Source organism: Bradyrhizobium sp. URHA0013 (genome assembly GCF_000518345.1).
In the GTDB taxonomy this organism is placed as follows: Bacteria; Pseudomonadota; Alphaproteobacteria; order Rhizobiales; family Xanthobacteraceae; genus Bradyrhizobium.
Genome location: NZ_JADK01000003.1, coordinates 1 through 23666 on the forward strand (window position 1 = coordinate 1; position 23666 = coordinate 23666).

Annotated in this window: 25 protein-coding genes and 1 tRNA gene; 14 read left to right on the top strand and 12 right to left on the bottom strand. The window is 64.6% G+C overall.

Features of this window, described 5'->3' with window-relative positions; translation table 11 throughout:
* Together N551_RS0100005 and chpT are read right to left on the bottom strand one after the other, a co-directional pair.
* Window positions 1-1083, bottom strand: a 1083-nt coding sequence (locus N551_RS0100005; protein ID WP_027565197.1) for an Hpt domain-containing protein, incomplete at its 3' end; no start/stop codon positions are given.
* Window positions 1084-1280: 197 nt separating this feature from the next.
* A complete protein-coding gene (chpT, locus tag N551_RS0100010; protein WP_027565198.1) occupies window positions 1281-1934 on the bottom strand; it encodes a histidine phosphotransferase ChpT in 654 nt (217 codons plus the stop codon).
* Between the two features lie 171 nt (window positions 1935-2105).
* Between chpT and N551_RS0100015 the strand changes: the two genes are divergently transcribed.
* Complete coding sequence (locus tag N551_RS0100015) at window positions 2106-2933, top strand: 3'(2'),5'-bisphosphate nucleotidase CysQ (RefSeq protein WP_027565199.1); 828 nt, start codon at window positions 2106-2108, stop codon at window positions 2931-2933.
* Window positions 2934-2946: 13 nt separating this feature from the next.
* On the opposite strand, the gene N551_RS0100020 is transcribed toward N551_RS0100015, so the two are convergent.
* Complete coding sequence (locus N551_RS0100020; protein WP_027565200.1) at window positions 2947-3432, bottom strand: YHS domain-containing (seleno)protein; 486 nt, start codon at window positions 3430-3432, stop codon at window positions 2947-2949.
* Between the two features lie 139 nt (window positions 3433-3571).
* Between N551_RS0100020 and N551_RS0100025 the strand changes: the two genes are divergently transcribed.
* From N551_RS0100025 to N551_RS0100035, 3 genes are all read left to right on the top strand, one after another.
* Window positions 3572-4177, top strand: coding sequence for a DUF1134 domain-containing protein (locus N551_RS0100025; protein ID WP_027565201.1), 606 nt, complete (start codon window positions 3572-3574; stop codon window positions 4175-4177).
* Window positions 4178-4296: 119 nt separating this feature from the next.
* Complete coding sequence (locus N551_RS0100030) at window positions 4297-5595, top strand: hypothetical protein (RefSeq protein ID WP_027565202.1); 1299 nt, start codon at window positions 4297-4299, stop codon at window positions 5593-5595.
* A gap of 167 nt (window positions 5596-5762) precedes the next feature.
* Window positions 5763-5837 (top strand) — tRNA-Val (locus N551_RS0100035).
* Window positions 5838-6231: 394 nt separating this feature from the next.
* On the opposite strand, the gene N551_RS0100040 is transcribed toward N551_RS0100035, so the two are convergent.
* From N551_RS0100040 to N551_RS0100055, 4 genes are all read right to left on the bottom strand, one after another.
* Window positions 6232-6909 carry a hypothetical protein gene (locus N551_RS0100040; RefSeq protein WP_027565203.1) on the bottom strand — a complete coding sequence of 226 codons (678 nt, stop codon included), beginning with the start codon at window positions 6907-6909 and terminating at the stop codon, window positions 6232-6234.
* Window positions 6910-6963: 54 nt separating this feature from the next.
* Window positions 6964-7446, bottom strand: a complete 483-nt coding sequence (greA, locus tag N551_RS0100045) for a transcription elongation factor GreA (RefSeq protein ID WP_027565204.1) — start codon at window positions 7444-7446, stop codon at window positions 6964-6966.
* Window positions 7447-7486: 40 nt separating this feature from the next.
* Window positions 7487-7999: a hypothetical protein gene (locus N551_RS0100050; protein ID WP_027565205.1), complete on the bottom strand. Its 513-nt coding sequence runs from the start codon at window positions 7997-7999 to the stop codon at window positions 7487-7489.
* A gap of 151 nt (window positions 8000-8150) precedes the next feature.
* Window positions 8151-8489 carry a hypothetical protein gene (locus N551_RS0100055; RefSeq protein ID WP_027565206.1) on the bottom strand — a complete coding sequence of 113 codons (339 nt, stop codon included), beginning with the start codon at window positions 8487-8489 and terminating at the stop codon, window positions 8151-8153.
* Window positions 8490-8743: 254 nt separating this feature from the next.
* Between N551_RS0100055 and N551_RS0100060 the strand changes: the two genes are divergently transcribed.
* The 4 genes from N551_RS0100060 to N551_RS0100075 all read left to right on the top strand — a co-directional run bounded on the left by N551_RS0100060 (window position 8744) and on the right by N551_RS0100075 (window position 13287).
* Window positions 8744-8977, top strand: a complete 234-nt coding sequence (locus N551_RS0100060; protein ID WP_007596464.1) for a DUF3551 domain-containing protein — start codon at window positions 8744-8746, stop codon at window positions 8975-8977.
* A gap of 322 nt (window positions 8978-9299) precedes the next feature.
* Entirely contained in the window at window positions 9300-10835 is a 1536-nt protein-coding gene (locus N551_RS0100065) for a heme peroxidase family protein (protein WP_027565207.1), read from the top strand.
* A gap of 261 nt (window positions 10836-11096) precedes the next feature.
* On the top strand, window positions 11097-12698 hold the full coding sequence (locus N551_RS0100070) for a hypothetical protein (protein ID WP_027565208.1): 1602 nt from the start codon (window positions 11097-11099) through the stop codon (window positions 12696-12698).
* Window positions 12699-12720: 22 nt separating this feature from the next.
* The gene (locus N551_RS0100075) at window positions 12721-13287 is read left to right on the top strand and encodes a hypothetical protein (protein ID WP_027565209.1); all 567 of its coding nucleotides are present in this window, start codon (window positions 12721-12723) and stop codon (window positions 13285-13287) included.
* A 45-nt stretch (window positions 13288-13332) separates the two neighbouring features.
* Here the strand turns inward: N551_RS0100075 and N551_RS0100080 are convergent, their stop codons facing one another.
* On the bottom strand, window positions 13333-13851 hold the full coding sequence (locus N551_RS0100080; RefSeq protein WP_027565210.1) for a hypothetical protein: 519 nt from the start codon (window positions 13849-13851) through the stop codon (window positions 13333-13335).
* Between the two features lie 37 nt (window positions 13852-13888).
* On the bottom strand, window positions 13889-15436 hold the full coding sequence (locus N551_RS0100085; RefSeq protein ID WP_027565211.1) for an acetolactate synthase large subunit: 1548 nt from the start codon (window positions 15434-15436) through the stop codon (window positions 13889-13891).
* Window positions 15437-15693: 257 nt separating this feature from the next.
* Between N551_RS0100085 and N551_RS0100090 the strand changes: the two genes are divergently transcribed.
* Complete coding sequence (locus N551_RS0100090; protein WP_027565212.1) at window positions 15694-16272, top strand: L,D-transpeptidase; 579 nt, start codon at window positions 15694-15696, stop codon at window positions 16270-16272.
* Between the two features lie 69 nt (window positions 16273-16341).
* Window positions 16342-17157, top strand: coding sequence for a DUF2927 domain-containing protein (locus tag N551_RS0100095; RefSeq protein ID WP_027565213.1), 816 nt, complete (start codon window positions 16342-16344; stop codon window positions 17155-17157).
* A 35-nt stretch (window positions 17158-17192) separates the two neighbouring features.
* On the opposite strand, the gene N551_RS0100100 is transcribed toward N551_RS0100095, so the two are convergent.
* Together N551_RS0100100 and N551_RS0100105 are read right to left on the bottom strand one after the other, a co-directional pair.
* The gene (locus N551_RS0100100; protein WP_027565214.1) at window positions 17193-17999 is read right to left on the bottom strand and encodes a class I SAM-dependent methyltransferase; all 807 of its coding nucleotides are present in this window, start codon (window positions 17997-17999) and stop codon (window positions 17193-17195) included.
* A 103-nt stretch (window positions 18000-18102) separates the two neighbouring features.
* Window positions 18103-19227: a threonine synthase gene (locus N551_RS0100105; RefSeq protein WP_027565215.1), complete on the bottom strand. Its 1125-nt coding sequence runs from the start codon at window positions 19225-19227 to the stop codon at window positions 18103-18105.
* A 387-nt stretch (window positions 19228-19614) separates the two neighbouring features.
* Between N551_RS0100105 and N551_RS0100110 the strand changes: the two genes are divergently transcribed.
* The 4 genes from N551_RS0100110 to N551_RS0100125 all read left to right on the top strand — a co-directional run bounded on the left by N551_RS0100110 (window position 19615) and on the right by N551_RS0100125 (window position 23090).
* Entirely contained in the window at window positions 19615-20871 is a 1257-nt protein-coding gene (locus N551_RS0100110) for a GTP cyclohydrolase II (RefSeq protein WP_027565216.1), read from the top strand.
* Window positions 20872-20878: 7 nt separating this feature from the next.
* Complete coding sequence (locus tag N551_RS0100115; RefSeq protein ID WP_027565217.1) at window positions 20879-22117, top strand: URC4/urg3 family protein; 1239 nt, start codon at window positions 20879-20881, stop codon at window positions 22115-22117.
* A 55-nt stretch (window positions 22118-22172) separates the two neighbouring features.
* The gene (gene upp / locus N551_RS0100120; RefSeq protein WP_007614501.1) at window positions 22173-22802 is read left to right on the top strand and encodes a uracil phosphoribosyltransferase; all 630 of its coding nucleotides are present in this window, start codon (window positions 22173-22175) and stop codon (window positions 22800-22802) included.
* A 78-nt stretch (window positions 22803-22880) separates the two neighbouring features.
* On the top strand, window positions 22881-23090 hold the full coding sequence (locus N551_RS0100125; RefSeq protein WP_027565218.1) for a hypothetical protein: 210 nt from the start codon (window positions 22881-22883) through the stop codon (window positions 23088-23090).
* Window positions 23091-23105: 15 nt separating this feature from the next.
* Here the strand turns inward: N551_RS0100125 and N551_RS0100130 are convergent, their stop codons facing one another.
* Window positions 23106-23597, bottom strand: coding sequence for a DUF305 domain-containing protein (locus N551_RS0100130; RefSeq protein ID WP_027565219.1), 492 nt, complete (start codon window positions 23595-23597; stop codon window positions 23106-23108).
* Window positions 23598-23666: the final 69 nt, after the last annotated feature.

Below are 23666 nucleotides of genomic sequence, written 5' to 3' on the forward strand. Positions count from 1 at the left end.
GTCGAGCACCTGGCGGTCGAGCTCGGTGTCGGCGCCGTGCATCTCCAGCTCGATCTGCTTGCCGAGTTCGCTCGAGAGGTCGCGAACGATGCGGGGCAGCTTCTGCCAAGCATTGCCGATCGGCTGCATGCGCGTCTTCATGACGCCTTCCTGCAGCTCGGCGGTGACGTTGGACAGCCGCTGCAACGGCACCTTGAACTCGGTGTCCTCATTGCGGCGGGAGATCTCCAACAGCTGGTTGCGGGTCAGCACCAGCTCGGAGACCATGGTCATCAGATGCTCCAGCGTATCCACGTTGACGCGGATCGACTGGTTGGCAATGCTGGCTCCCTCGCCGGCGCCCTCGTCGGCGATCGACTTCTTCGGCGCGGCCTTGTCCTTGGGCGCCTTAACGTCCTTGGCTTCCTTGGCAGCGTCCTTGGCAACAGCCACTGCCGCTTCAGCGGCAGGCGCGGGCTCGGCCTTGACTTCAGCCTTGGCAACGGGAGCCGGGACTTCGATCGCGGTCTCGCGGAAGGCGCGCTCGAGCTCGTCGAGCGAGACTTCGCCCGGACGCAGCGGACGCTCCAGGCTCTGGTCGGCCAGCACGCCGGAGGTCGGCGCGGCTTCAGCGGCGACAGGTGCTTCCGGCACCAGCGGCGGCGCTTCGGCCACGGGAGCAGCAGCACCGGCAGCCATCGGCTGCGCCGAGCCTGACATAGCGGCCATGCCCTGCTCAACCATCGCTTCCAGCTTGTCGATGAGGTCGCGGTCGGTACCCTCGGGCTCGGCCTCGGTCGCCTCCAGCCCGGCCAGAATTTCCTTGATGCGGTCGATCGAGGACAGGATCACCGTCACCGCCTGCCCGGTCACCGGCATGCCGTCACGGAATTTGCCCATCAGCGTCTCGCCGGCATGCGCCAGCGCTTCCAGTCGCGGCAACCCGAGGAAGCCGCACGTGCCCTTGATGGTGTGGACCAGCCGGAAGATGTTATCCAGGATCTTGGCGTTGTTCGGCTCCTGCTCGAACTTCACCAGCTGATTGTCCACGGTGTCCAGACTCTCGCTGGTTTCCGTCAAAAACTCCCGCAACAGATCATCCATGAAAACAGGCCTTCATACAGGGAGGGCGCGCACACAAGACGTGATGCGCCAATTCGGAATGGGGCCAGCTTCACCGCAAAGCGTTTAATAATGGTTGAGTATGTGGAAAAGAACGGAATCAACAAAGAGATAAGGCGCTCCGGACAAGCCGAAGCGCCTCGTAAAGATTCGATTAACGTTTGAGAGCGGCGGCGTGTCTACGACGCGATAATGGTGATGGCCTCGCCTTCATGCGCGAGCCTCACGGTCAGCCCGCAAGCCTCTGCCAACAGCCGCGTATAATAAGGCTGGATCGCATGTGCATCGGCGGCCGGGCCGCGCTCGCCGCTCAGGAGCTCGGAGATGTTCTGCGGCAGGCGCGCATTATGTCCGGTCGCGGTGATGCGGAAGCTCATCGTCTCGCCCTCGCCGATCGGATCGATCGTCAGCGTGCCGCCGCGCGGGATCGTGTGCTGCGAAACGACCAGCATGTTGAGCAACAGCTTGACGCGATTCTTCGGCAGCAGGATCCGCGGCAGATTCCAGGTGATCGAGCACTTGCCGTCCTCGATGTGGCCGCGCGCCATGGTCTGGGCATCGCCGAGATCGATCTGCGCGCCGGACGAGCCGGCCGCACCAAAGGCAAGACGGCAGAACTGGAGGCGGGCGGAGGCGGTTTTCGCGCTCTTGCGAATCAGGTCGAGTGCGAACTCGCGGTCGTCGGGCTTGGGATCGTCGTCGAGCACTTCGAGCCCATTGACGATGGCGCCGACAGGGCTGATGAGATCGTGGCAGACCCGCGAGCACAGCAGCGCAGCGAGTTCGAGCGCATCTGGAGCGGCAACGGTAGCGGGTGACGAAGCGTCAGACATAAAGGGTTCCTGGAATTGCACGGCGCGGACGCGGCGAATCAAGCATGCTTGACGAATGCCGCAGGTTCTAACATTCGCAAGCCCATGGCAGCTAGCTTGCGATCGGTTCGAACCGGCCCTAATGCCGCGGCGAATCACTCGAGCAGGGATGGAATTGCCGATGAATGAGGCATGCAGGTGAAACGGATCATCGACGGCGCGGCCGCCTCCCACCTCATGGAGCCGCTCACCGCGCTGGTGGTGGAGGCGGGCGAAGCCATCCTCGCGGTCAACCGCGCGGCGATGCGGGTCGACGGCAAGCAGGACGGCTCGCCGGTGACCGAGGCCGACCTTGCCGCCGACCGCATCATCGCGGACGGGCTGGCGCAGCTTGCGGGCGACATCCCGACGCTCTCGGAAGAGCGGACCCAGCTGGCCTCGCCGCCGTTCCGCGACAGCTTCTTCCTGATCGATCCGCTTGACGGCACAAAGGAGTTCGTCGCCGGGCGCGACGAGTTCACCGTCAACCTTGCCCTGGTGACATCGGGCGTGCCGCTGCTGGGCATCGTCAGCGCGCCCGCACTCGGGCTGCTCTGGCGCGGCATCGTCGGCCGCGGCGCCGAGCGCGTCAGGTTCGACGGCGCGACGATCGGCGCTGCCGAGCCGATCCATACCCGCAAGTTGCCGCCCTTGGGCGAGCCATGGATCGCCGCGGTGAGCCGCTCGCATGGAGATCCCAGAACCGAGGCCTTCATCGATCACCGCCCCAACGCCGTCAGAAAGACGGTCGGCTCGGCCGTGAAATTCGGCCGGATCGCGGAAGGCAGTGCCGACATCTATCCCCGCTTCGGGCCCACTTGTGAATGGGACGTCGGGGCGGGCTACGCGGTCGTGACCGCAGCCGGCGGCAGCGTAACCGACGGCAAGGGCGGCGCGCTCCGCTTCGGCGAGCGGCACGATGGCGGCTTCATCATCCCGGAGTTCATCGCCTGGGGTGACCCGCAGGCGGCAAGAGTCTGACGTCGTAAGGGCGCTACTGGCTGAGCTTGTCCTGGAGGGCCGGCCAGCGCTTGCCCACCTCATAGAGGAAGCGCTCGGGATTGGCGGCGAAGCCGTCACGATTGGCTTCCCGGCTGAACAAATAGAGCCGCTGCGCCGCGATCGCGAAGAAACGGGGGTTGCCGGCGATGGTGACCCCGCGGGCGATATCGACCGGATCGTAGCCGCCGAACTGCGGCCCGTAGACCTCTGGATGAGCCAGGAAAGAGGCCCGGTTGCCCTCGTTCCGAAAGCGCCAGACTGCGCCCCACAGGTTCGCCTCGAACTCGGCGGTCCCCTGCACGGCCGTGCCAGCGACGAAATAGGCCACGGGGTCGAAGCCCTCGATCGCCACGCCGCTGAAGCGGTTGACGACGATCCGCTCGGTGGTGGCCGCCTGCGCCGGCCCCCCTGCGCAGAGGATCCAAATGCCCGACAGCATGCAGACCAGAAGGCCGATCAAGGCAATTCCGGGGCGCAAAGGGCTGGCTTCCTGCCGTTCTGCCGTCATAGTTGCTGCGGATAACATCCGAGTCGAGGGGACATCCGGCGCAACCTAGAGCCGTGCCTGTTGGCGTCAGGTTAAGGAAGCGACCGGATTCGATACCAGGGGTTCTTTTATGACTTTCGCATCACGCCTTGCCGCAGTCGCGCTTGCCGCGATGGTCGGGTGGATCATTCCGGCTTCCGCCCAGCAGCCGCCGCCGCCCGATTTGCCGCCGCCGCAGCGGACCCAGACGCCCAGCACCTATGGGCCGGACGAACTCGTGAACGCCGGCCACCGCTTCTTCGGCAACGTCTCGCGCGGTCTCGCCTCGATCATCGAGAAGGCGGTCAGCCAATGGGGCCTGCCCAACGGCTATATCCTCGGTGAGGAGGGCTCCGGCGCTTTCGTCGCCGGCCTGCGCTACGGCGAAGGCACGCTTTACACCAAGAACGCCGGCGACCTCAGGGTCTACTGGCAGGGTCCCTCGCTCGGCTTCGACTGGGGTGGCGACGGCGCGCGCACCATGACGCTGGTCTATAATCTGCCTGCCACCAACGCGATCTACCAGCGCTTCGCCGGCCTCGACGGCTCGGCCTACATCATCGGCGGCTTCGGCATGACGGCGCTCACCGCCAACAACATCGTGCTGGTGCCGATCCGCTCGGGCCTCGGCCTGCGGCTGGGAGCCAATATCGGCTATTTGAAATTCACCCCGCGCGCGACCTGGAACCCGTTCTAGCGTTCCGCTTTCCCCTGCGGCGACGGATCAAGGTTAACGACATGTCGGGGCTGGCTTTTTGCCGGCCCCGCATGCAATGTCCTTGGTAAATTTTTCCTTAGCTTTGGGAGTTCTGGCCCATGGTCGAACCGATCATGTACCTGGCGATCGGTTTCCTGCTCTCGATGCTGTGCGGGCTCGCGATCGTGCCGCTGGTGCATAACCGCGCCGTGCGCCTGACCACGCGCCGGCTCGAGGCCGCCACGCCGTTGTCGATGGCCGAGATCCAGGCCGACAAGGACCAGCTCCGCGCCGAATTCGCCATGTCGGCGCGACGGCTGGAGATGAGCGTCGACCAGCTCAAGAACAAGACCACGAGCCAGCTCGCCGAGCTCGGCAAGAAGAGCGACGCCATCAACCGCATGAAGATCGAACTCGGCGAGAAGAACGCCACGATCTTCGCGCTCGAAGCGCGCGAGAAGGCGGTGAAGGAGCAGCTCCGCGCCACCGAAGAGGAATTCAACACCAAGACCGCAGCCCTGCGCGCCGCCGAGCTCGCGCTGACGGACAAGCAGGGCGAACTCGCAAAGATCAATTCCGAACTGTCGGACCGCTCGATGATGGCGGAGAGCCGTCAGGTCGAGCTGGTCGCGGTCCGTGCGCAGATCGAGGAGCTGAAGAACCGCGTCGGCGACGCCGAAAAGGAATTTGCCGCGACGCAGGCGCGGCTGGCGCAGGAGCGCACCGAATCCGAGACCGCCTCGCGCGAGCTCGGCGACGCCCGCGGGCGCGTCGAGAATCTGAGCCAGCGCGTCACCGACCTCGATCGCCAGCTCATCGTGCAGGTGAAGGAAGCCGAGATGCTGTCGGGCCGTGTCGGCGATCTCGAGGGCCGCCTGGCCACGCAGGGCAAGCTGCTCGCCGAGCGCGACTATGAGAACAACCAGCTGCGCCAGGCCAATGAGAGTTCCGAGCGCACCGTCAAGGAGCTGCGCGTCGAGATCGCGGCCTTGAGCGGCGGCAAATCGTCGGCGGCAATGGAATCGATCCGCGCGGAAAAGACCGCGCTGGAAGAGCAGCTGCGCACCGCCCGCGACGAGCGCGCCAAGCTCCAGCGCGACATCAACGCGATCCAGCAACAGGCCGAAAGCTCCTGGGCGACCGAGCGGATGGAGAACGCGCTGCTGCGCGAACGCATCAACGACATCGCAGCCGAAGTGGCCAAGCTCGCGATGCAACTCGAAGGCCCGAACTCGCCGATCGAGGCCCTGCTCGCGGCCGAGGCCGGCCAGCCGCCGAGGCCGGCGCCGCGCCCGGCCAATGACGCCCCGACCAACGGCACGGCCGCAGGCACCCTGCCCGAAGGCGGCGGAACACTGGCCGAACGCATCCGCGCGCTCCAGGCCCACGCCTCCCGCGCCCGCCAGCAGGGCGCGTAGGCAGCTCCAAACGGTCTCACCGCCGAATTGCGCGGTCTGCGGAAGGTTTCCGGGCCGCTTTTAACGTCTTCGGGCGCCTCGAAACTTGACACGTTCGGCCCGCACTTCTAAATCGCGGGCTCCAAAGCGTCGGCGGCCGAAAGTCGGGCCGCCTGCATGATGGTTTCGGGTGCATAGCTCAGCGGGAGAGCGTTCCCTTCACACGGGAGAGGTCCAAGGTTCGATCCCTTGTGCGCCCACCATCCACCTTCCTGAACCCTGCTGATTGCGGACCCGTCGTCGACGGCTGCAGGCGTGTCGGGACCGTCTCAATCAAAAAGTCGAAAACAACCCCATGCACAGTAGCCGACCCCAGTCGGATCAATGGGTTACAACCATACTATTTTTCCGAAATCGGATTTGACTTGCCGGGCAAAACACCGGCATGATGGCATCGTCGCGGTGGCCTGAGCGGGATTGGGTCATCGCCCTTGCGCATCAGCTTTTTGTTTTGCGCATGATCTCCCCTCGTCATTGCGAGCGTAGCGAAGCAATCCAAAGTCTTTCCGCGGAGGAATTCTGGATTGCTTCGCTGCGCTCGTAATGACGGAGCAAGGGGTGAGACCGCGCCGGCTGACGCGCACGCCACCTCGAGCTTCAAGCCGCCCGCGCCGGCCGCCAGGCTGCGTACAGACCGACCAGGGTCCCGATGGCGACCAGTGCTGCGGCCAGCAGCAGCTGCAATTCCCCGTCGTCGGTGGTGCCTACGGACGACACGAGTCTGGTCACGACGACGAACAGAACGCCCACGGAGGCTGCTGCGCCCACGCCGAGATAGGCGAGCTCGCGCGTCAGGTTGCGGCCGAGGAGACCGAGTGCCGTGAAATACATCGCGCAGGCGTTGGGATGAACGAACAGGGCAATGCGCGCGTAAGGACCGTAGGCGTCGAGGAGGGTCTCACACCGGTTCAGGGCCGCCTTTGAGGCGACCCGCTGCAACAGCGGTCTGAAAAAACGAGCCTGCCCGTAACTCAGGACGGCGCCGACGATGATAGCCAGCCACGCCACGATAAAAACGGAGACGTCCGCAGGCTTCGGATTGAGCGCCACGGACATCAGGATAAGAGCGGTTCCGGGGAAATAGCCAAAATACGGGAAGACCGCCTCCAGCAGCACGCAGACGAATATGAAGACCGGAAACCACGCCGAACCGGTTGCATCCCGGACGATGGCGTTCAGGTCGAAGAGATCAGTCTTGTACAGGACGAGATACATGCACATGGCCAACCCGGCCAGCGCGTAGAACGGCAACGCCCCCGACAGAAACCGCCTCATCCAGCTATCGCGCCTTGTTGCGCGGACACAGCGGAAACCATCGATAAACGTCCCCTACCCAATCGACAGAATCTCGATCTCCTGCGCACCCGTCCCCACGACATCCCCGACCCCCTTCCCCATCAACGACTTTGCCACCGGCGCCACGAACGAGATCGTGCCGGCCTTGGGATCGGCTTCGTCCTCGCCGACGATGCGATAGGTTTGCACGCGGCCATCGGCGCGGCTGAAGGTCACCGTGCTGCCGAAGGCGACGGTGTCGGTCGAGGCTGGGGCGGGAACGACCTGCGCCGTGCGCAGCCGTTCGGTGAGATAGCGGGCATCACGCAAGGGCACCGCCGATTGCCGGCGCTTTTCGTTGACGTCCTCGATGGCCTGCGCGGCTTCATAGGCCTCGCGCGCGTCCTGAAGCTGTCTTTGCAGCGCCTGCAAGCCCGCTTCCGTCACGAGGTTCGGATGCGGCGAGATCGGCCGATCCGGCAACAGCGTCTCGGCGGCGGTTTCCGCGCTCTCTTCTTTGGTAAAGGCAACGCTCAAGTCGAAAATCCTGTCGAACTGTTCGGGCTCACGGCCACGATCATATCTCAAGTTCGACGAAACGGCGCAGATTGAAGACGATGTCCGGCATGGCCTGGCGGAACCGCGTGGCATCCCGGAACGTGGTCGAGAACGGCGCGAAGGTGATCATCGCATTCCAGTGCCTGTAACCATAGACCGTCACGGAGGCGCCGGTCGCCGGAAAATTCTCGAGCTTGCGCAGCTCACCCAGGACGAGATCGGCGATCGCTTCAGCAGGCAGCAACTGCTTGCCATCAGGCGTCGTGGCGATCTTCGCCGGCGGCTCGACCGGCTTTGCGGCAGCCGGCGTCACATCGGGCGCGTCCCCGGAATCATTCTCCGAGTTGTTCTCGAGCTTGGCCGGCGGTGTATCGGGGGTGGGCTCGACCAGCTCAAACCCGTTCGTCGGTGCTGTCGGCGGCGGAACCTCGATGAGCGGCGGCGGCGCGACACTTTCTGCGGCGCGCTTGTTGCCTCCCAGGATGCTGCTGATCATGGCCACAAGGCCAGCATCCCTCACGTCGTCACTCATAACTCCCCCCAAGCTTCGGCCTACTCTAGCACCGCTCGCGCGGACCGCCACCGGGGATGTATGGCCGGATTTCGCCCCGGCCAAGGTCCTATTTTTACGCGATGGCACCGGCGACGCGACGCCCGATCACGCCGCGCCGCCGTGCGATCCGTCACTGCTTATCGAACGGAATGTATTGCTGGTACTGCTTGGGCACCGAGCTGCGGTAGCGCGCGGGTACCGTGCCGCTGTCGACCGAGTGGTCGATCTCCTGCTGCCGCGTCATCTTCTTCTTCGCCGGCTTCTTCGACGCACTCTTCTTGGAGTCGGTCGGCTGGCTGGAAGCGTCGTTGGCTGCGCCCGGCGCGGTCGTCGTCGCTGCCGGCGCGGCGGTTGTCGCCGCAGGCGCCGCGGTTCCGGCGGCGGCCGGTGCGCCCTGCGCCAACGCGAGCGGTGTCTGCATGAGAAGCGCCAGCGCTGCTGTCGCAGCCAGCAAGTATGATTTCTGCATTAGAACCTCCAAAAGACCTGATCCGAATAAGGCAAGCGTAGTTCTCCGGGATCGACGCGTGCAAGTCCGCTCACGATAGGCCGGAACCCCGTCGTGAACTGTGGCCGAGATCACATTGCCGGCGGCAAGCTGCGTCATGATGTGCCTTGTCGCGAACGCAAGGCATTCCGGCGACACCAACACAGGCATGACTTTGCAGCAGACGAGCCAGGCTCGCTGACATTCCCACCCACTCGCTCACGAAGGAGACTGACATGCGTCGCACCATCCTCACTCTCGCATCGCTCGCGGCCCTGCTGGCCGTAGCATCCCCGGCAGCCCAGGCACATCCTGCGAACGATCGATATTGCATCCAGGGCCGCTCGTGGGGTTACCCCGGCAATTGCCAGTTTGCCAGCTATCAGCAGTGCCTCGCCACCGCGTCCGGCACGTCGTCCTATTGTGGCATCAACCCGCGCTACGCGTTCTCGCAGCAGCGCGACTACTGACGAATTGGCGGCGTGCGCGCATGACGCGCGCGCCGCCACATTTTTGCGTGAAACCGATCCATTTCGCCGACGCCTCGGCGAATTGAAACTGTGCGAACCCGCCTGCGTCCGTCGATGACGAGAATGTTATCCGTCATCGCCACGAAGAAATTCACGATGCGCAGCCGTGGCTTGCGGGAAAGCCGCACCTACCGAAAATTTCGATGCCGGGCAATTGTGATCCATCTCGCTCGTGGCAGGCGTAATCGCGCCTAGGCTGCAAACCCAGCGCGAGAAACTTGAGCCCGAACTGTTTCATCCGACTTTTCAGGAAGGTGTTTCAATGAGCAGCCGCCACGCAATTGTTCCGCGCGGTCTGAACGCAACGCGTTCGCCGCTTTCGCAAGGCCGCTTCGGCCGCATGTTCCGCAAGCTCGCACCGGCCAAATTCGGCCCGAACGATTCCGGCACGATCGCAAACCTGTCGGCGCTCGCCGACAAGATGATCGCCGGCTTCGACGGGCCGAAGGACGGGCCGGACGCGGAAGAGAGCGGCATTCCTTCGCTCTACACTTATTTCGGCCAGTTCGTCGACCACGACATCACCTTCGATCCGGTCAGCTCGCTGACCAAGCAGCAGGATCCCGACGGGCTCGTCGACTTCCGCACGCCGTCGCTCGACATGGACAATGTCTACGGCCGCGGTCCGAACGACCAGCCCTACATGTATGACGGCATCAAGTTCCGGCTCGGCGAGAAGGTCACCGGCGCGGGCGTGCCCGATGCCGTCGACCTGCCGCGCTTCAAGGGCCGCGCGCTGATCGGCGATCCCCGCAACGACGAGAACAGCATCGTCTCGCAATTCCAGGCCTTGATGCTGCGCTTTCACAACCGCATGGTCGACGACAATGACAGCCTGTCGTTCGAAGACGTGCAGCAGCGCGTTCGATTCCACTATCAGTACGTGGTGCTGAACGACTTCCTGCCGCGCATCGTCCACGCCAGCGTGCTGGACGAGCTGAAGACCGCAGGTCACTACGACCGCAGCAAGCTCGCTTACTACCATTGGAAGACCTATCCGTTCATGCCGGTCGAGTTCTCGGTCGCGGCCTACCGGCTCGGGCACTCCATGATCCGCCCCGGCTACCGGCTCAACGACGCGGCCAACATGTTGCTGCAGATCTTCCCCGATCCCAACAATCCCGACCACAACGCACTGACCGGCTTCCGTGCTATGGGACCGGGACGTGCCATGGACTGGGGCCGCTTCATCGATCTCGACACGCGCCCCTATGGCGTCGAGGACGACGACACCAATCCCGACAACAAGAGGCGGCTGCAGTTCGCCTATCGCATCGATGCCTCGCTGGTGGACCCGCTGCGCAAGCTGCCGCCGGAAGTCGCATCCAATCCGGCGTCGCTGGCGCTACGCAATCTCGAGCGCAGCTGGCGGCTCGGGCTGCCGTCGGGCCAGGCCGTCGCCAGGGCGATGAACCTGACGCCGCTGAGCGACGACGACATCATCATCGGCAAGGCGGTCGACGAGCCCGGGACGGGCGATCCGCAAGTCAAGATCGCGACCATCGCAAACGGCGTGTTTGCCGACAACTGCCCGCTGTGGGCCTACATCCTCGCCGAGGCGCGGCAAAACGCGACGGACATGGCAATCTCCGCCACCGGCGGGCCCGCCACGGTCAGGACACCGCAGCTCGGACCGGTCGGCGGTCGCATCGTCGCCGAGGTCTTCCTCGGCATGATGTTCGGAGATAATTCCTCCGTGCTGTCGCTCGACCCGCAATGGACGCCGGTGACCGGCTCCGGCTTCGCGCTGAAGGACCTCGTCGCCTACGCGCTCGGCCAAGGCGATCCGCTGCATTGAGCGGATGAGGGACGATGATGCAAGGCCGCTCGTCGTGCGAGCGGCCTTGTGGCCCACTCGCCTCGACGCGCGGGCGGATGGATCCTGGCAGGCGTGCTTCCCTAACGCAAATCTGTCCGCTTCCTGTTGACTCGCATCTCGAATGGAGAAATCCTTTAGCAACAATTGCCATTGCCAATCTCAGCAGTACGAACTTCGGCGCCCTCGGTTTGATCGGCGCCATCTGACCAGATTTATTCTGAACAGAAAACGGAGGGGCCGATGCGCGCGCTCGCCTTGAGAACCATTTCTCTTCTCGCCCTCGCTACCCTAGGCTCGATTTCCGGCACGCCTGCCGCACGCGCGGAGGACGGGGCCGATGAGCAATTTGGCAAGGTGCACTTCCAGACCTCCTGCAACGAGGTGGCGCAGCGCCGCTTTGATCGCGGGATGCGTTATCAGCACTCGTTCTGGTACCGGCCCGCAAAGGAAATTTTCGAGGAGACGCTGCAGGCCGATCCGGAATGCGCGATCGCCTATTGGGGCATTGCCCTGAGCCTGCTGTACAATCCGCATTTTGCCGCGCCGAAGGAAAACCTCACCGGAGGTCTCGCCGCGCTGCAGAAGGCCAAGGCACTCGGCGCCAAGAGCGAACGCGAACGTGACTATATCGACGCGCTGCTGGCCTTCTATTCGGGCGACGAAAAGACGACGTTTGGCCAGCGCGCGCAGTCCTATCTCAAGGCAACCGAAGCCGTCGCCGCGCGCTATCCCGATGATGACGAGGCGCAGATCGCCTACGCCATCACGCTGAATGTCACGGCGTCACCAAACGACAAGTCATATGCCAACCAGCTCAAGGGCGCCGCTATCCTGGAGCCGATCTTCAAGCGCCAGCCGCGGCATCCCGGCGTCGCGCATTACCTGATCCATCTCTATGACTATCCGGCGATCGCAGAGCAAGGACTCGACGCTGCCAAGCGCTACTCCGAGATCGCGCCGGCGGCACCGCACGCCTTGCATATGCCGTCGCACATCTTCACGCGCGTCGGCTACTGGAACGAATCCATTGACGCCAATAGCCGTTCCGCCAAGGCTGCCAAGGAGGGCAAGGACCCCAGCGAGCAGCTGCATGCCGACGACTATATGGTCTACGCGCTGCTCCAGCTTGCGCAAGACAGCCGAGCCAGCGACGTCATCGCGGACATGATTGCGACCACTGGCTATGCGCCGGCTGTCCGCGCCGGTCCCTACGCGATCGCGGCCAGCCAAGCGCGCTATATGGTCGAGCGCGGTGATTGGCAGGGTGCTGCCGCGCTGAAGGTCGAGCCGAGCCGGTTTGCCTATGTCGACGCCATCACCTATTTCGCGCGCGCCCTTGGCGCCGCGCGCTCCGGCAATGCAGACGCGGCAACGGCGGACATCGCCAAGCTGGCGGAGTTGCGGGACAAGCTGCAGCAGGACAAGGACGCTTATTGGGCCGAAATCGTGGACATTCAGCGGCAGGTCGCTACAGCCTGGCAACTCAACGCCTTGGGGAAACAGGCGGATGCGTTGGAAGCGATGCGCCTTGCCGCCGATGCCGAAGACAAGACCGAAAAATCCATCGTGACGCCGGGTCCGCTTGCCCCCGCACGCGAGCTTTACGGGACCATGCTGCTCGAACGCGGCATGGCGACGGAGGCATTGGTCGCGTTCGAAAGCACCATGCGCAAGGAGCCGAACCGCTTTGGCGCGACGATCGGCGCCGCTCACGCGGCCGAGAAAGCGGGGGATACTGTGAAGGCCCGCCAGTATTACGCCAAAGTCGTCGAAACGGCGAGAAATGGCGACTCGTCTCGGGAAGACCTCGCGGCCGCACGAAAGTTGATGGCTCAGAATTAGCAAAGGTGCCGCGGCAACTTCCATGCGCCTGACAAACAAATTCGTTGCAATCAGCGCAGCCAGTGCGCTGCTCTGCGCAGCCGCAGCGCTCTGGATATTGCGATCCGGCGAACCGGCACGCGCAACAGCGGCCTCCGGCGAGGTCCGCCCGGTGTGGACGGAAATCGACTGGCCTTTCGGCGCGGATCCCTGGGGGAAAGGAAAGGCGTTTCGCTGCAAGGCCGAAGATTGCGGTGGCGAGGTCCAGCTCTACGTTCGCCACAAGCTCGGGTTTTGCAATTGCGCCACCGGCGTTGCCGACGACGGCGACCTCGAACAGATGGGCGACCTGGCGCTGATTGGGAAGGCAACGCCGACGGCTGCCGGCCGAGAGATCGTCGTCGGTCCGATGCGCGGCCGCAGCCGGGCATATCGCGTTGAGGGGAATCCGAAGGCCGCGCTCTCACTCGCCTTCAATCAACGCTGCGACATGGTGGCCGCGACGGCTTTGCTCGCACCGGGCGCGACCGCGTCACTGGAGCCGGCGGTGCTGTCATTCCTCAATAGCGACCGCATGCTGAAATGGGCTGAGATCGCGCTTGGGTTATGACTCAAAGCAATAGCTGAATTAAAGGCGACAATCTCGGCACGCGCCTTACCGCGCGGCCCTCAGGCCGATCTCCTCCAGCCGCGTCGCGAACCAGCGCGACATCGGCTGATCGAGGACGCCGCTGACATAGACTTCCGAGATCGTCACATGGTCCTTGTCCAGCACCAGCAGCACGCCGATCCAGAAGGCGAACCAGACATGCGCATCGGTCAGCGCCATCAGCTTGTGCTGGTCGTGGTCGAGCGCGGTGTGATTGCTCGCCTTGCGGATCTCCACGGTGAGCAAATTGTTCGGGATCTCGCGCTGATGCACGACGACATCAGGGTAGATCGACTTGCCCAGATGATCGTCGGTCGAGATGATGGTGCCGTGCGGCAGATGCAGCGTACGCTCGCCGAGCCGGTCGTAGTTGCAGTCGACCGACCAGCCGGAGAATTGCTTCTCCAGATGTACGGCGAAGCGGTGCGTGATGGCACGCTCGCCGATGTCCTTCGCGAACAGGAATGCTTCGTGGGCGTAGAAGTCCCGGAGCGCCGCGATCACCTTGTTCAGCTCGGTCTGCATCTTGCCTCCGGGCCCTCGGCGCTCCTGATGCGGTGCCCTACATCTGGACTTCGATCAGCCGCGGTCCGGGCTCGGCGACGGCCTCGGCCAGCGCCTTGTTGAACTCGTCCGCGTTGGTGACGGCGCGGCCGGGCACGCCCATGCCCTTGGCCAGCGCCACGAAATCCAGCGCCGGCCGGTCGAGCCGAAGCATGTCGTTGGCACGCTGGCCGGGCTCGCCAGCGCCGACATTGTCGAACTCGCCGCGCAGGATCTGGTAGATGCGATTGGCGAACACGATGGTGACGATGTTGAGGTTTTCTCTCGCCTGCGTCCACAGCGACTGGATCGTGTACATCGCACTGCCGTCGCCGACCATGCAGATCACCTTGCGATCCGGGCAGGCGATCGCGGCGCCGATCGAGAGCGGCGTCGAGAAGCCGATCGAGCCGCCCATGTTCTGGAGCCAGTCATGCGGAGCAGCCGCCGCGGTCGGCGGGAAGAAGGCGCGCCCGGTGGTGAGGGATTCGTCGACCAGGATCGCATTCTCGGGAATCGCATAGGCGATCGACTGGGCGATCGAGGCGTGGGTCAATGCGCCGTTCGGCTTGAGCAGCTCGGCCGGGACCTGCGGCTTGACGTCCTTCGCGCTGGCCTTCACCGCGCCGGCGAGCGCTTCCAGCGCCGCGACCGAATTCTCACCCCAGGAGGTCATGCGATGCACGTCGCAGCCCTCGGGCTTGAGGATGCTCGGCTTGTTCGGATAGGCGAAGAACGCCACGGGATCGTCGGACTCGACCAGCACGATATGGCGGAACCTCGCCAGCATCTGCAGCGCGTTGTCGATCACGTAGTGGATGCGATCGATCGAGAAGCGGCCGCGGCCGCGCGCCATCCTGGGACGGAAGGTCGGGCCCATCACGGTGCAGCCGGTCTTGGCGGCGATACGCTCGGCCAGCGCCAAGCCCTGCTCGCTCAGCGCACTGCCGGTCATCAGCAGCAGCGTGCCCTCGCCGTCGCCGTGCAGGATCTTTGCGGCCTGCTCGACCGCCTGTGGCGAATAGCTCGCGCGTTGCTGCTCGGCCGGAACCTCGGCGATGCCGTCCGCTTCGTTCCAGGCGGTGTCGGCGGGCAGGATCAGGGTCGCGATCTGCGGCGGCGCGCTCTTGGCGGCGGCGATCGCCGCGGCACCATCGGCGGCGACCGATTTGGAGTTCGGCGAGGTCCGGACCCAGGACGACATCGGCCGGGCCAGGCCCTCGATGTCGGAGGTCAGCGGCGCGTTGTAGCCGATGTGGTAGACGGCGTGCTGGCCGACGATGTTGACGATGCCGGAATTCGCCTTCTTGGCATTGTGCAGATTGGCAAGGCCGTTGGCGAGGCCGGGACCGAGATGCAGCAGCGTCGAGGCCGGCGTGCCCTTCATGCGGAAATAACCGTCGGCGGCGCCGGTCACCACGCCTTCGAACAGGCCGAGCACGCAACGCATGCCGGGCACGCGGTCGAGCGCTGCGACAAAATGCATCTCGGAGGTGCCGGGGTTGGAGAAGCAGACGTCGACCCCGCCCTTGACCATCGTCCGCACCAGACTTTCCGCACCGTTCATCCGTCAGCTCCCGCAACCGGCAATGTTCCAACAATCCGTCCGATCAATCATTGTTCGCTCGTCTCGTCAAAGCAATAGCCGGCATCGCCGCCCTGCGATGCGCCCGTTTGGCTAATGCTTTCCGGCAAATTGGCATGGTTGCCGATTTGGTAACGCCATTCATTAAGGATGCCTCCCTCACGGTGCCGTGGCTTGCGGAAAGCTCGCAAATATGGCCTGTGACTTCAGTTGAATCGATTTTTTTGCTGGGGGAAACAATGATCCGGTTTTTTGCCGCGCCGATTGCCGCCATCGCACTGCTGTCGGCGACCGCCGGCGGCGCCTTCGCCGAGGAGTTCGACTCCCGCGACATCATGGGCGGCGGCCCGAATTTCTTCCGCGGCGGCTCGAGCCCGGTTCCCCGCACCACCGTCATGTACAACGGCAATTACGCCCCCGGCACGATCGTGGTGAACACCTCGGAGCGCCGGCTCTATCTGGTGCTCCAGAACGGTCAGGCCCTGCGCTACGGCATCGGTGTCGGCCGCGACGGCTTCCGCTGGGGCGGCGTGCACAGGATCACCGCCAAGAAGGAATGGCCGGACTGGACGCCGCCGTCGCAGATGTTGGCGCGCCGGCCGGACCTGCCGCGTCACATGAAGGGCGGCGTCGAGAATCCGCTCGGCGCGCGCGCGATGTATCTGGGCTCGACGCTCTACCGCATCCACGGCTCCAACGAGCCGGAGACGATCGGCCAGGCGGTGTCCTCGGGCTGCTTCCGCATGACCAACGACGACGTCACCGACCTCTACGGCCGCGTCGGGGTCGGCACCACCGTGGTCGTGCTGAACAACTAGCAGGAACCGGCGAGCGCGTGGATATGCGGTCTTGTGCGTCGGTTCCGAATACGGCAGCGTCGCCTGGCAATGAGCGCATTGGCCCCGTCTTCGTCCGGCTTTCGCATCGCCCTGCTGGCGCTCGCCACCGTCGCGTTTGCCCCTGACACCGCTACCATCGCCGTCGCGGGCGAATTGCCCGCGATCGCCTCGCGCCAGCGCGCCGAGAAGAAGAGCTTTACCGACGGCGAAATCGTCGATGGCTTTCTGAAGACGGCGTTCGGCGCCGAATACCATCTTGCCGGCCGCGTCGACCGCATCCGCAAGTTCGACGGACCGGTGCGCGTGTTCGCCGAGAGCGACCGCGCCGACCGCAAGGCGCAGCTCGCAAAGGTCGTGGCCGACATCGGCAAGCGCGTGCAGCATCTCGACATCGCCATGATCGACAGCAGCGAGGCCGCAAATGTGCGGGTGAAGCTCGTGCGCGACCGCGATCTGTTCCGCACCATCTCAAGCTTCTACGGTGCGGAGAAGGCCCGCGAGATCCGCACCTCGCTCGATCCGCAATGCCTGTCCGGCTTCCGCAAGAACGACAATTTCGAGATCGAGCATTCCGACGTCATCCTCACCGTCGACAACGGCGATTTCACCTTCCTCGACTGCGCCTATGAGGAGCTGCTGCAATCGCTCGGCCCGATCAACGACACCGCGAGCGTGCCCTGGACCATGTTCAACGACAACGTCTCGATGGGCTATTTCGACGTCTACGACCAGTACATCCTCAACCTGCTCTACGATCCCCGCATCAAGGCCGGCATGACCATACAGGAGGTCAAGGCGGTGCTGCCCGGCGTGCTCACCGATGTGCGCATTTGGGTGAAGCGCGTGAACGATCTGAAGGAATGAGGCGCTCTTCCCCCGCAAGGGAGAAGAGAAAGCAGTCACACCTTCCTCGCCTTCGACATCAAAAATTGCTGGCGCATCACGTTGTTGCTTCCGTCGTAATATTCGGAAATCAGCGCCTCGAACTCGTTGCGAAAACTCCGCAGCCTGTCCGGTTCGTCCTTGTACTGGGCAATGAGCTTGATCAAAGGCCCGATCGTCGTTTCCATGGTGCGGCGGAAATGCTGCGGGCTGAGTGCGGACGGCGTCATGATGTCCATGTCGAAGGCGATGTCCTTCGCTTTCCCTGCGAGACGTTCGGCGACGATCTTCGGATCGCCCCATGACACCGGTGATGCCACGCCCTCGGGCGGCGGCAGATGGCGGGAGATCAGCGCGAACATCCGCCCGACATAGAGATGCGGCGGCCAGGTGGAGAAGGCGATGGTGCCGCCGGGCTTCAGCACGCGCAGCATCTCGCCGATGGCGACCTCGGGACGCGGCGCGAACATGTGGCCGAACTGGCTGAGCACCACGTCGAACTCGTTGTCGCCATAGGGCAGGCTTTCGGCGTCGCCCTCGGCAAAGTCGACATCGAGGTTCGCCAGCTGCGCGTGCTCGCGGGCGCGATCGATCAGGACCGGCGACAGGTCGAGGCCCCTGACCTTCGCACCGCGGCGCGCCGCCGTGATCGCGGCAACGCCGGTGCCGCATCCGACGTCGAGCAGCCTTTGGCCGGTCGCGACTCCGGCGAAGCTCACGAGCTTGGCGGCCGAGGGTGTCGTGAACACTTCCATCGGCGTGAACAGCGACCAGGCTTCCTTCTGGACGGCCTTGAAACCAGCAAACGGGTCTTGATCGGGCATGGAACTCTCCCTTCGCTCGATGTCGGCCTTCATGAGGCTGACGACGGATGCCAAAGGTTCAACGCGGTCCCATGACGGCGACGGCTTCGCCTCCTTCGCGCTCCTATTGCACGAGATCGGCGACGATGGTCGCAGCCTTGAGGCCGGTGCCGGTGAGGACGGCGACCGTGGTTTCGTTCGCCTTGATGGCATCCGTGGCGGATAGTTTGTCCAGCGCGGCGGCAGCACTGGCGCTGGTCGGCTCGGCGAACAGGCCCTGCCGCGCAAGGCGCCGCAGCGCTGCGACGATCTCATCCTCGGTGAGCGCGACGGTGCCGCCGCCGCTCTCGCGCAAGGCGCCGATGATCTCGCGCAGGCGCAGCGGATGCTTGATCGCGGTGCCTTCGGCGATGGTCTTGTTCACCTCGCGCGCAACAGGCGTGTCGACGCCCGCCTTGAAGCTCGCATCGATCGGCGAGCAATTGAGCGGCTGCGCCGCAAACAGGCGCGGCAGCCTGGTGATCTGACCGGCTTTCAACAGCTCACGGAAACCAAAGGCGCAACCCAAAAGGCTGCTGCCGGCGCCGACCGGCACGATGACGTTGTCCGGGGCGCGAAAGCCAAGGTCTTCCCAGATCTCATAGGCGAGCGACTTGGTGCCTTCGAGAAAGAAGGGCTGCCAGTTGTGGCTGGCATAGAAGGTCTGGCTGGATTGCCGGATCGCCTCGGCCTCCGATTCCTCGCGCGGGCCCTCGACGAGCTGCACCGCCGCGCCATAGGCGCGGACCTGCGCGATCTTGGCCGGCGACGTCGATGCCGGCGCCAAAATCTTCACGCGCATGCCGCCGGCGGCACCTAACCCCGCCATCGATGAGCCGCCATTGCCGGACGAATCCTCCAGAATGGCGTCGACGCCGATCTGACGAAGGAAGGACAGCATTACGGCGGAGCCCCGGTCCTTGAAGCTGCCGGTCGGGTTGAACCATTCGAGCTTGAAGAACGGGCGCAGCTCGCCCCAGGCCTGCTGCACCAGCGGCGTGCAGCCTTCGCCGAGCGTGATCGGAGTCGTGATCTCGACCGGCAGCGCCGCCCGGTAGCGCCAGAGCGATCGCGTGCGGCCGTCGATGTCCTCGCGCGACATCCCGGCCCCCGCCGTCACCAGCAGCGGCGTGCGCTCGTCCGAGCACCAGCGCGGCTGATCCAGCGGATAGAGCTTACCGTTGCGGGGGTCGATGTAGGCGGCGGGCATGGCGGTCTCCAAGGAAGGCTATAGGGCAAAGGCGATCTGGGCGTTTGGTTTGATGACACGTTTTGTCCGGAAACTCGACGCCCGCCACGCAAGCCGCGCGGCGCCTCTTGAAAACTAGAAAACCATAATTACTTCATAAGCTTACTGCGATAGCGGCGAGATCCGCCAGCGCGGTGGCGTGGCACTCGGGCAGGCGCTGCCGGGTTGCGGGACGACGGGAATTTGGCCGCGAGCCGCCCCGCCCCGCGCAGCACGATTAACTTGTCTGTCGCGACTGCCCGCTACAATATGTTGGATTGAGCTCGCGCCGCCGGTGTTCCGCATCGGCAGCGCGACGAGCCAAGGCCCGTCCGAGCGGCGGGCCGTTGGCTTTTTAGGAGTTTGGTCATGAGCCGCGCGAACCGTACCGACCACATCCGCCTCACTTCCCATCCGGAGCCGGGCAGGACAGCTGCATTCCCGATCCACTGGGGCGCCGCCGACGCACGGGCCCGCGGGCCGATCATCGGCACGGTGTCGCGCGTCGGGGATCGCAACGTGATCGGCAGCCATGGCGGCTCCTATGCGATGTACCGCGCGCTCGCGGTGTCCGCCGGGGCGCTCGATCCAATCCGACGCCCCGATCTCACCAACACGTTTCCGGCCGCGACCATCGGCCCGTTTCCGCAATGGAGCGATCCCGCCAAGATCGTCGCGCTCGATCCCTGGGGGCATCTCGTCGCCGAAAATTTCGGCAAGGACATCGCCGAAGGCATCGACATCAGGCCAAGCATCGCGGTGACGCGGGCGCGGCTGGACCTGCCGGAGATCCGCGAGGCGCTCGCCGCCAAGCGCCTGCGCGCCGACGGCGACGTCGTGCATGCCAATGGCAGCGTGTCGGTGGTGAAGATCGCGATCGATCCGGTCTGGTATCTGCCGGGCCTTGCGGAGCGCTTTGCGACCAACGAGACCGAGCTGCGGCGCACGCTGTTCGAGCAGACCGCCGGCATGTTCCCCGAGCTGGTGACCCGGCCGGACATGAAAGTGTTTCTGCCGCCGATCGGCGGCACCACCGTCTACATGTTCGGCGACGTAACCAAGCTGCCGGACCATCGCACCAAGATCACCTGCCGGGTGCATGACGAGTGCAACGGCTCCGACGTGTTCGGCTCCGACATCTGCACCTGCCGCCCCTACCTCATTCACGGCATCGAGGAATCCGCGCGCGGCGCGCAGGAGGGCGGACTCGGGCTCGTGATCTACAACCGCAAGGAAGGCCGCGCGCTCGGCGAGGTCACGAAATTCCTGGTCTACAACGCACGCAAGCGCCAGGAAGACGGCGATGCCGCCGCCGCCTATTTCGAGCGCACCGAATGCGTCGCCGGCGTCCAGGACGCGCGCTTCCAGCAATTGATGCCCGACACCATCCACTGGCTCGGCCTGAAGCGCATCGACCGCTTCCTCTCGATGAGCGACATGAAGCATGACGCATTGACCTCGCAGGGCATCGACATCGTCGAGCGCGTGCCGATCCCGCCCGAGCTCATTCCCGCCGATGCCTATGTCGAGATCGCCGCGAAGAAGGCCGCAGGCTATTACTCCACCGACATCGCGCCGGAGAAGGACGTCGATGGCGTGGTCGGGCGTTCGCTGGAAAAATACTGATCGATTGATGGCAGACGCTTTGGAATTGCCGGCCCGTTCGCTGCTCCGCGCAGCAGCGGTTCGCGCGCGTGCCGGCGAGATGTTCGAGATCGGCCTGAACGACGGGCTGACGCATTTCACGATCGATCTCGATCGCATGGATCGCGTTGCCGACGCCGTTCTCGCCGTGACGCGCGAGGCCTATCCGACGCTGGAGATTCCGTTCCATGCGCGCTGGCGGCATTTCGTGCTCGGCGGCGTCGATCGCTGGGCGCGGCTTGCGGATGCGGCGCCGTGGCCCCATCGCGCGGCACGGGCACGCGCGGAGTTCGACCTTGCCATCGTCAGCGTGCTGCTCGATGCCGGCGCGGGTGCGGCGTGGCGATACCGCGACGCCGTGACGGGACGGAGCATCGGCCGATCCGAAGGACTCGCGATTGCAAGCCTCGACATGTTCGCGAGCGGTCTTTTTTCCCGCGATCCCCGCGCACCCTTCAGGGCCGATGCGGACATCCTTGCTAAACTGCCCCTCGCCTCCCTCACCTCCGCCTTTCAGCTGAGCGATGCCAATCCGCTGCTCGGGCTCGAAGGGCGGACCGATCTGCTGCGACGCCTGGGCAAGCTGGTGACGGAGCGCGCGGACGTGTTCGGCGCGCACGATACGCCGCGGCCGGGCGGGCTGTTCGATCACATCGCGGCACGGGCGAAGGGCGGCGCTGTTCCCGCACCCGCGATTCTGTCGGCGGTTCTGAACCAGCTCGGACCGATCTGGCCGTCGCGACTGGAGCTTGCCGGAATTCCGCTCGGCGATTGCTGGCGCCATCCGGCAATCAAGGCCAGCGATGCGACCTCGGGCCTCGTGCCCCTGCACAAGCTGTCGCAATGGCTGAGCTATTCGCTGATCGAGCCGCTCCAGCGCGCCGGGTTTGACGTCACCGACATCGACGGCCTGACCGGGCTTGCCGAATACCGCAATGGCGGCCTGTTCGTCGATCACGAGGTGTTGCGCCTGCGCGACGCCGCCGACGCCGAACGTGCGCATGCGGTGGACTCCCTGCTCGTCGTCGAGTGGCGCGCGCTGACCGTGGCGCTGCTGGACCGGCTCGCCGAACTGGTCCGCGCCAAACTCGGCCGCACCCCTGAGACATTGCCGCTCGCCAGCATTCTGGAAGGCGGCACCTGGGCCGCGGGCCGCGCCATCGCCTTCGCGCGCCGCCCCGACGGTTCGCCGCCGCTCAAGGTGATCAGCGACGGGACCGTTTTCTAACGCGTAATCCAGACGCATCGCATTGCGCATCGATCAATTTCAGGAGCATCCCGTCATGCAAGGCGTCACGATCGTCGATCATCCGCTGGTGCAGCACAAGCTGACCCTGGTGCGGGACAAATCGATCTCGACCAAATCGTTTCGGGAGCTGATCAAGGAGATCGGCATGCTCCTGTGCTACGAGGTGACGCGCGACCTGCCGCTCGCCGATACCGTCATCGAAACGCCGCTGGCGACGATGCATTCGGCCAAGATCGCGGGCAAGAAGCTGGTCTTCGTGCCGATGCTGCGCGCCGGCACCACCTTCGTCGACGGCATGATGGATCTGGTGCCGACGGCGCGCGTCGCACATATCGGCCTCTATCGTGAGCCGCACAGTTTTGCGGCGGTCGAATACTTCTTCAAGTCGCCGTCCGATCTCAGCGAACGCCTGGCGATCGTGGTGACGCCGGTCGTTGCGACCGCCAACACGGCTGTGGCCGCAATCGACCGGCTGAAGGAGCGCGGCGCCAAGGACATTCGCCTCGCCTGCCTGATCGCCGCCCCCGAAGGGCTCGAACGGCTGCGCGGACTGCATCCGGACGTCCCGATCTGGACGGCCGCAGTCGACGAAGGTCTCGACGAGAACGGCTTTATCCTGCCGGGCCTCGGCGACGCCGGCGACCGCGCCTACGGCACAAGATAAGCGTCGGCCTGCAAACCGCGTCACATTAGGAACAGCTTCGCTCGCGCAAGGTTTTCCTGCTCTACCATGGAGAGCACGATGACCTATCAGGATGACCGCAGAGCAGACAGAGCACGCCGCAACAGCCCGGTGGGCTGGGCGATCGGGGCGATCTTCGTGATCGCTGTAGTCGCAGCCGTCTTCTTCTACAATGGACGCGACGTCGGTCCGCAGACCACAACCACCAGTCCGAACAACGCGCCGAGCGTCACCACGGGCTCAACCAATCCGACCGCCCCGGCAAAGTGATACGAGGCCGCTCCGTCAGGTCGGCGGCCGCGGAGGCAGATCCTTCGCATCCGCGGGCGCGGGCTTCTCCTTGAGGTCGGCGATCAACCGTTCCATTTCGCCGATCTCCCGCACCTGGGCTTCGATGATGTCGTCGGCCAGCTTGCGGACTCGGGGATCCCTGATGTGCGCGCGCTCGCTGGTGAGAACCGCGATGGAATGATGCGGGATCATCGCCTGCATATAGGCAACGTCGGTCACGGTCTGCTGGCTACGAACGAGCCAGAGCGAAACCGCAAACACGACAGCGCTGGCAGCCAGAATGGCGACGTTCGCCGTACGGTTCCTGTACATGCCCCACATGAAAGCGAGCATCACGGCGGCCATGACCGCGCCCATCAGCAACGCCATCCACGTCCGGGTCTGGCTGTTCCAGACGTGATCCAGAGCGAAGGTGTTGAGATACATCAGAGCGAACATGATCACGGTGGAAGCCGCGATCATCGTGACGAAACGACCGTAAGCCATGAGGAACTTCCCGCTGTCTATCGGGGATAACCAGACCCCGACGGATCGTTCCTCGCCGATTGGTGATTT

Bases quoted from the DNA above. Each gene is read 5' to 3' on its own strand.
- N551_RS0100125 (WP_027565218.1), top strand. From the start codon at position 22,881: ATGACCTATCAGGATGACCGCAGAGCAGACAGAGCACGCCGCAACAGC.
- N551_RS0100115 (WP_027565217.1), top strand. From the start codon at position 20,879: ATGGCAGACGCTTTGGAATTGCCGGCCCGTTCGCTGCTCCGCGCAGCA.
- N551_RS0100025 (WP_027565201.1), top strand. From the start codon at position 3,572: ATGACTTTCGCATCACGCCTTGCCGCAGTCGCGCTTGCCGCGATGGTC.
- N551_RS0100030 (WP_027565202.1), top strand. From the start codon at position 4,297: ATGGTCGAACCGATCATGTACCTGGCGATCGGTTTCCTGCTCTCGATG.
- N551_RS0100105 (WP_027565215.1), bottom strand. From the start codon at position 19,227: ATGCCCGCCGCCTACATCGACCCCCGCAACGGTAAGCTCTATCCGCTG.
- N551_RS0100085 (WP_027565211.1), bottom strand. From the start codon at position 15,436: ATGAACGGTGCGGAAAGTCTGGTGCGGACGATGGTCAAGGGCGGGGTC.
- N551_RS0100075 (WP_027565209.1), top strand. From the start codon at position 12,721: ATGCGCCTGACAAACAAATTCGTTGCAATCAGCGCAGCCAGTGCGCTG.
- N551_RS0100090 (WP_027565212.1), top strand. From the start codon at position 15,694: ATGATCCGGTTTTTTGCCGCGCCGATTGCCGCCATCGCACTGCTGTCG.
- upp (WP_007614501.1), top strand. From the start codon at position 22,173: ATGCAAGGCGTCACGATCGTCGATCATCCGCTGGTGCAGCACAAGCTG.
- N551_RS0100050 (WP_027565205.1), bottom strand. From the start codon at position 7,999: ATGAGTGACGACGTGAGGGATGCTGGCCTTGTGGCCATGATCAGCAGC.
- N551_RS0100040 (WP_027565203.1), bottom strand. From the start codon at position 6,909: ATGAGGCGGTTTCTGTCGGGGGCGTTGCCGTTCTACGCGCTGGCCGGG.
- N551_RS0100080 (WP_027565210.1), bottom strand. From the start codon at position 13,851: ATGCAGACCGAGCTGAACAAGGTGATCGCGGCGCTCCGGGACTTCTAC.
- N551_RS0100015 (WP_027565199.1), top strand. From the start codon at position 2,106: ATGCAGGTGAAACGGATCATCGACGGCGCGGCCGCCTCCCACCTCATG.
- N551_RS0100130 (WP_027565219.1), bottom strand. From the start codon at position 23,597: ATGGCTTACGGTCGTTTCGTCACGATGATCGCGGCTTCCACCGTGATC.
- N551_RS0100055 (WP_027565206.1), bottom strand. From the start codon at position 8,489: ATGCAGAAATCATACTTGCTGGCTGCGACAGCAGCGCTGGCGCTTCTC.
- N551_RS0100065 (WP_027565207.1), top strand. From the start codon at position 9,300: ATGAGCAGCCGCCACGCAATTGTTCCGCGCGGTCTGAACGCAACGCGT.
- N551_RS0100095 (WP_027565213.1), top strand. From the start codon at position 16,342: ATGAGCGCATTGGCCCCGTCTTCGTCCGGCTTTCGCATCGCCCTGCTG.
- N551_RS0100060 (WP_007596464.1), top strand. From the start codon at position 8,744: ATGCGTCGCACCATCCTCACTCTCGCATCGCTCGCGGCCCTGCTGGCC.
- N551_RS0100110 (WP_027565216.1), top strand. From the start codon at position 19,615: ATGAGCCGCGCGAACCGTACCGACCACATCCGCCTCACTTCCCATCCG.
- chpT (WP_027565198.1), bottom strand. From the start codon at position 1,934: ATGTCTGACGCTTCGTCACCCGCTACCGTTGCCGCTCCAGATGCGCTC.
- N551_RS0100100 (WP_027565214.1), bottom strand. From the start codon at position 17,999: ATGCCCGATCAAGACCCGTTTGCTGGTTTCAAGGCCGTCCAGAAGGAA.
- N551_RS0100070 (WP_027565208.1), top strand. From the start codon at position 11,097: ATGCGCGCGCTCGCCTTGAGAACCATTTCTCTTCTCGCCCTCGCTACC.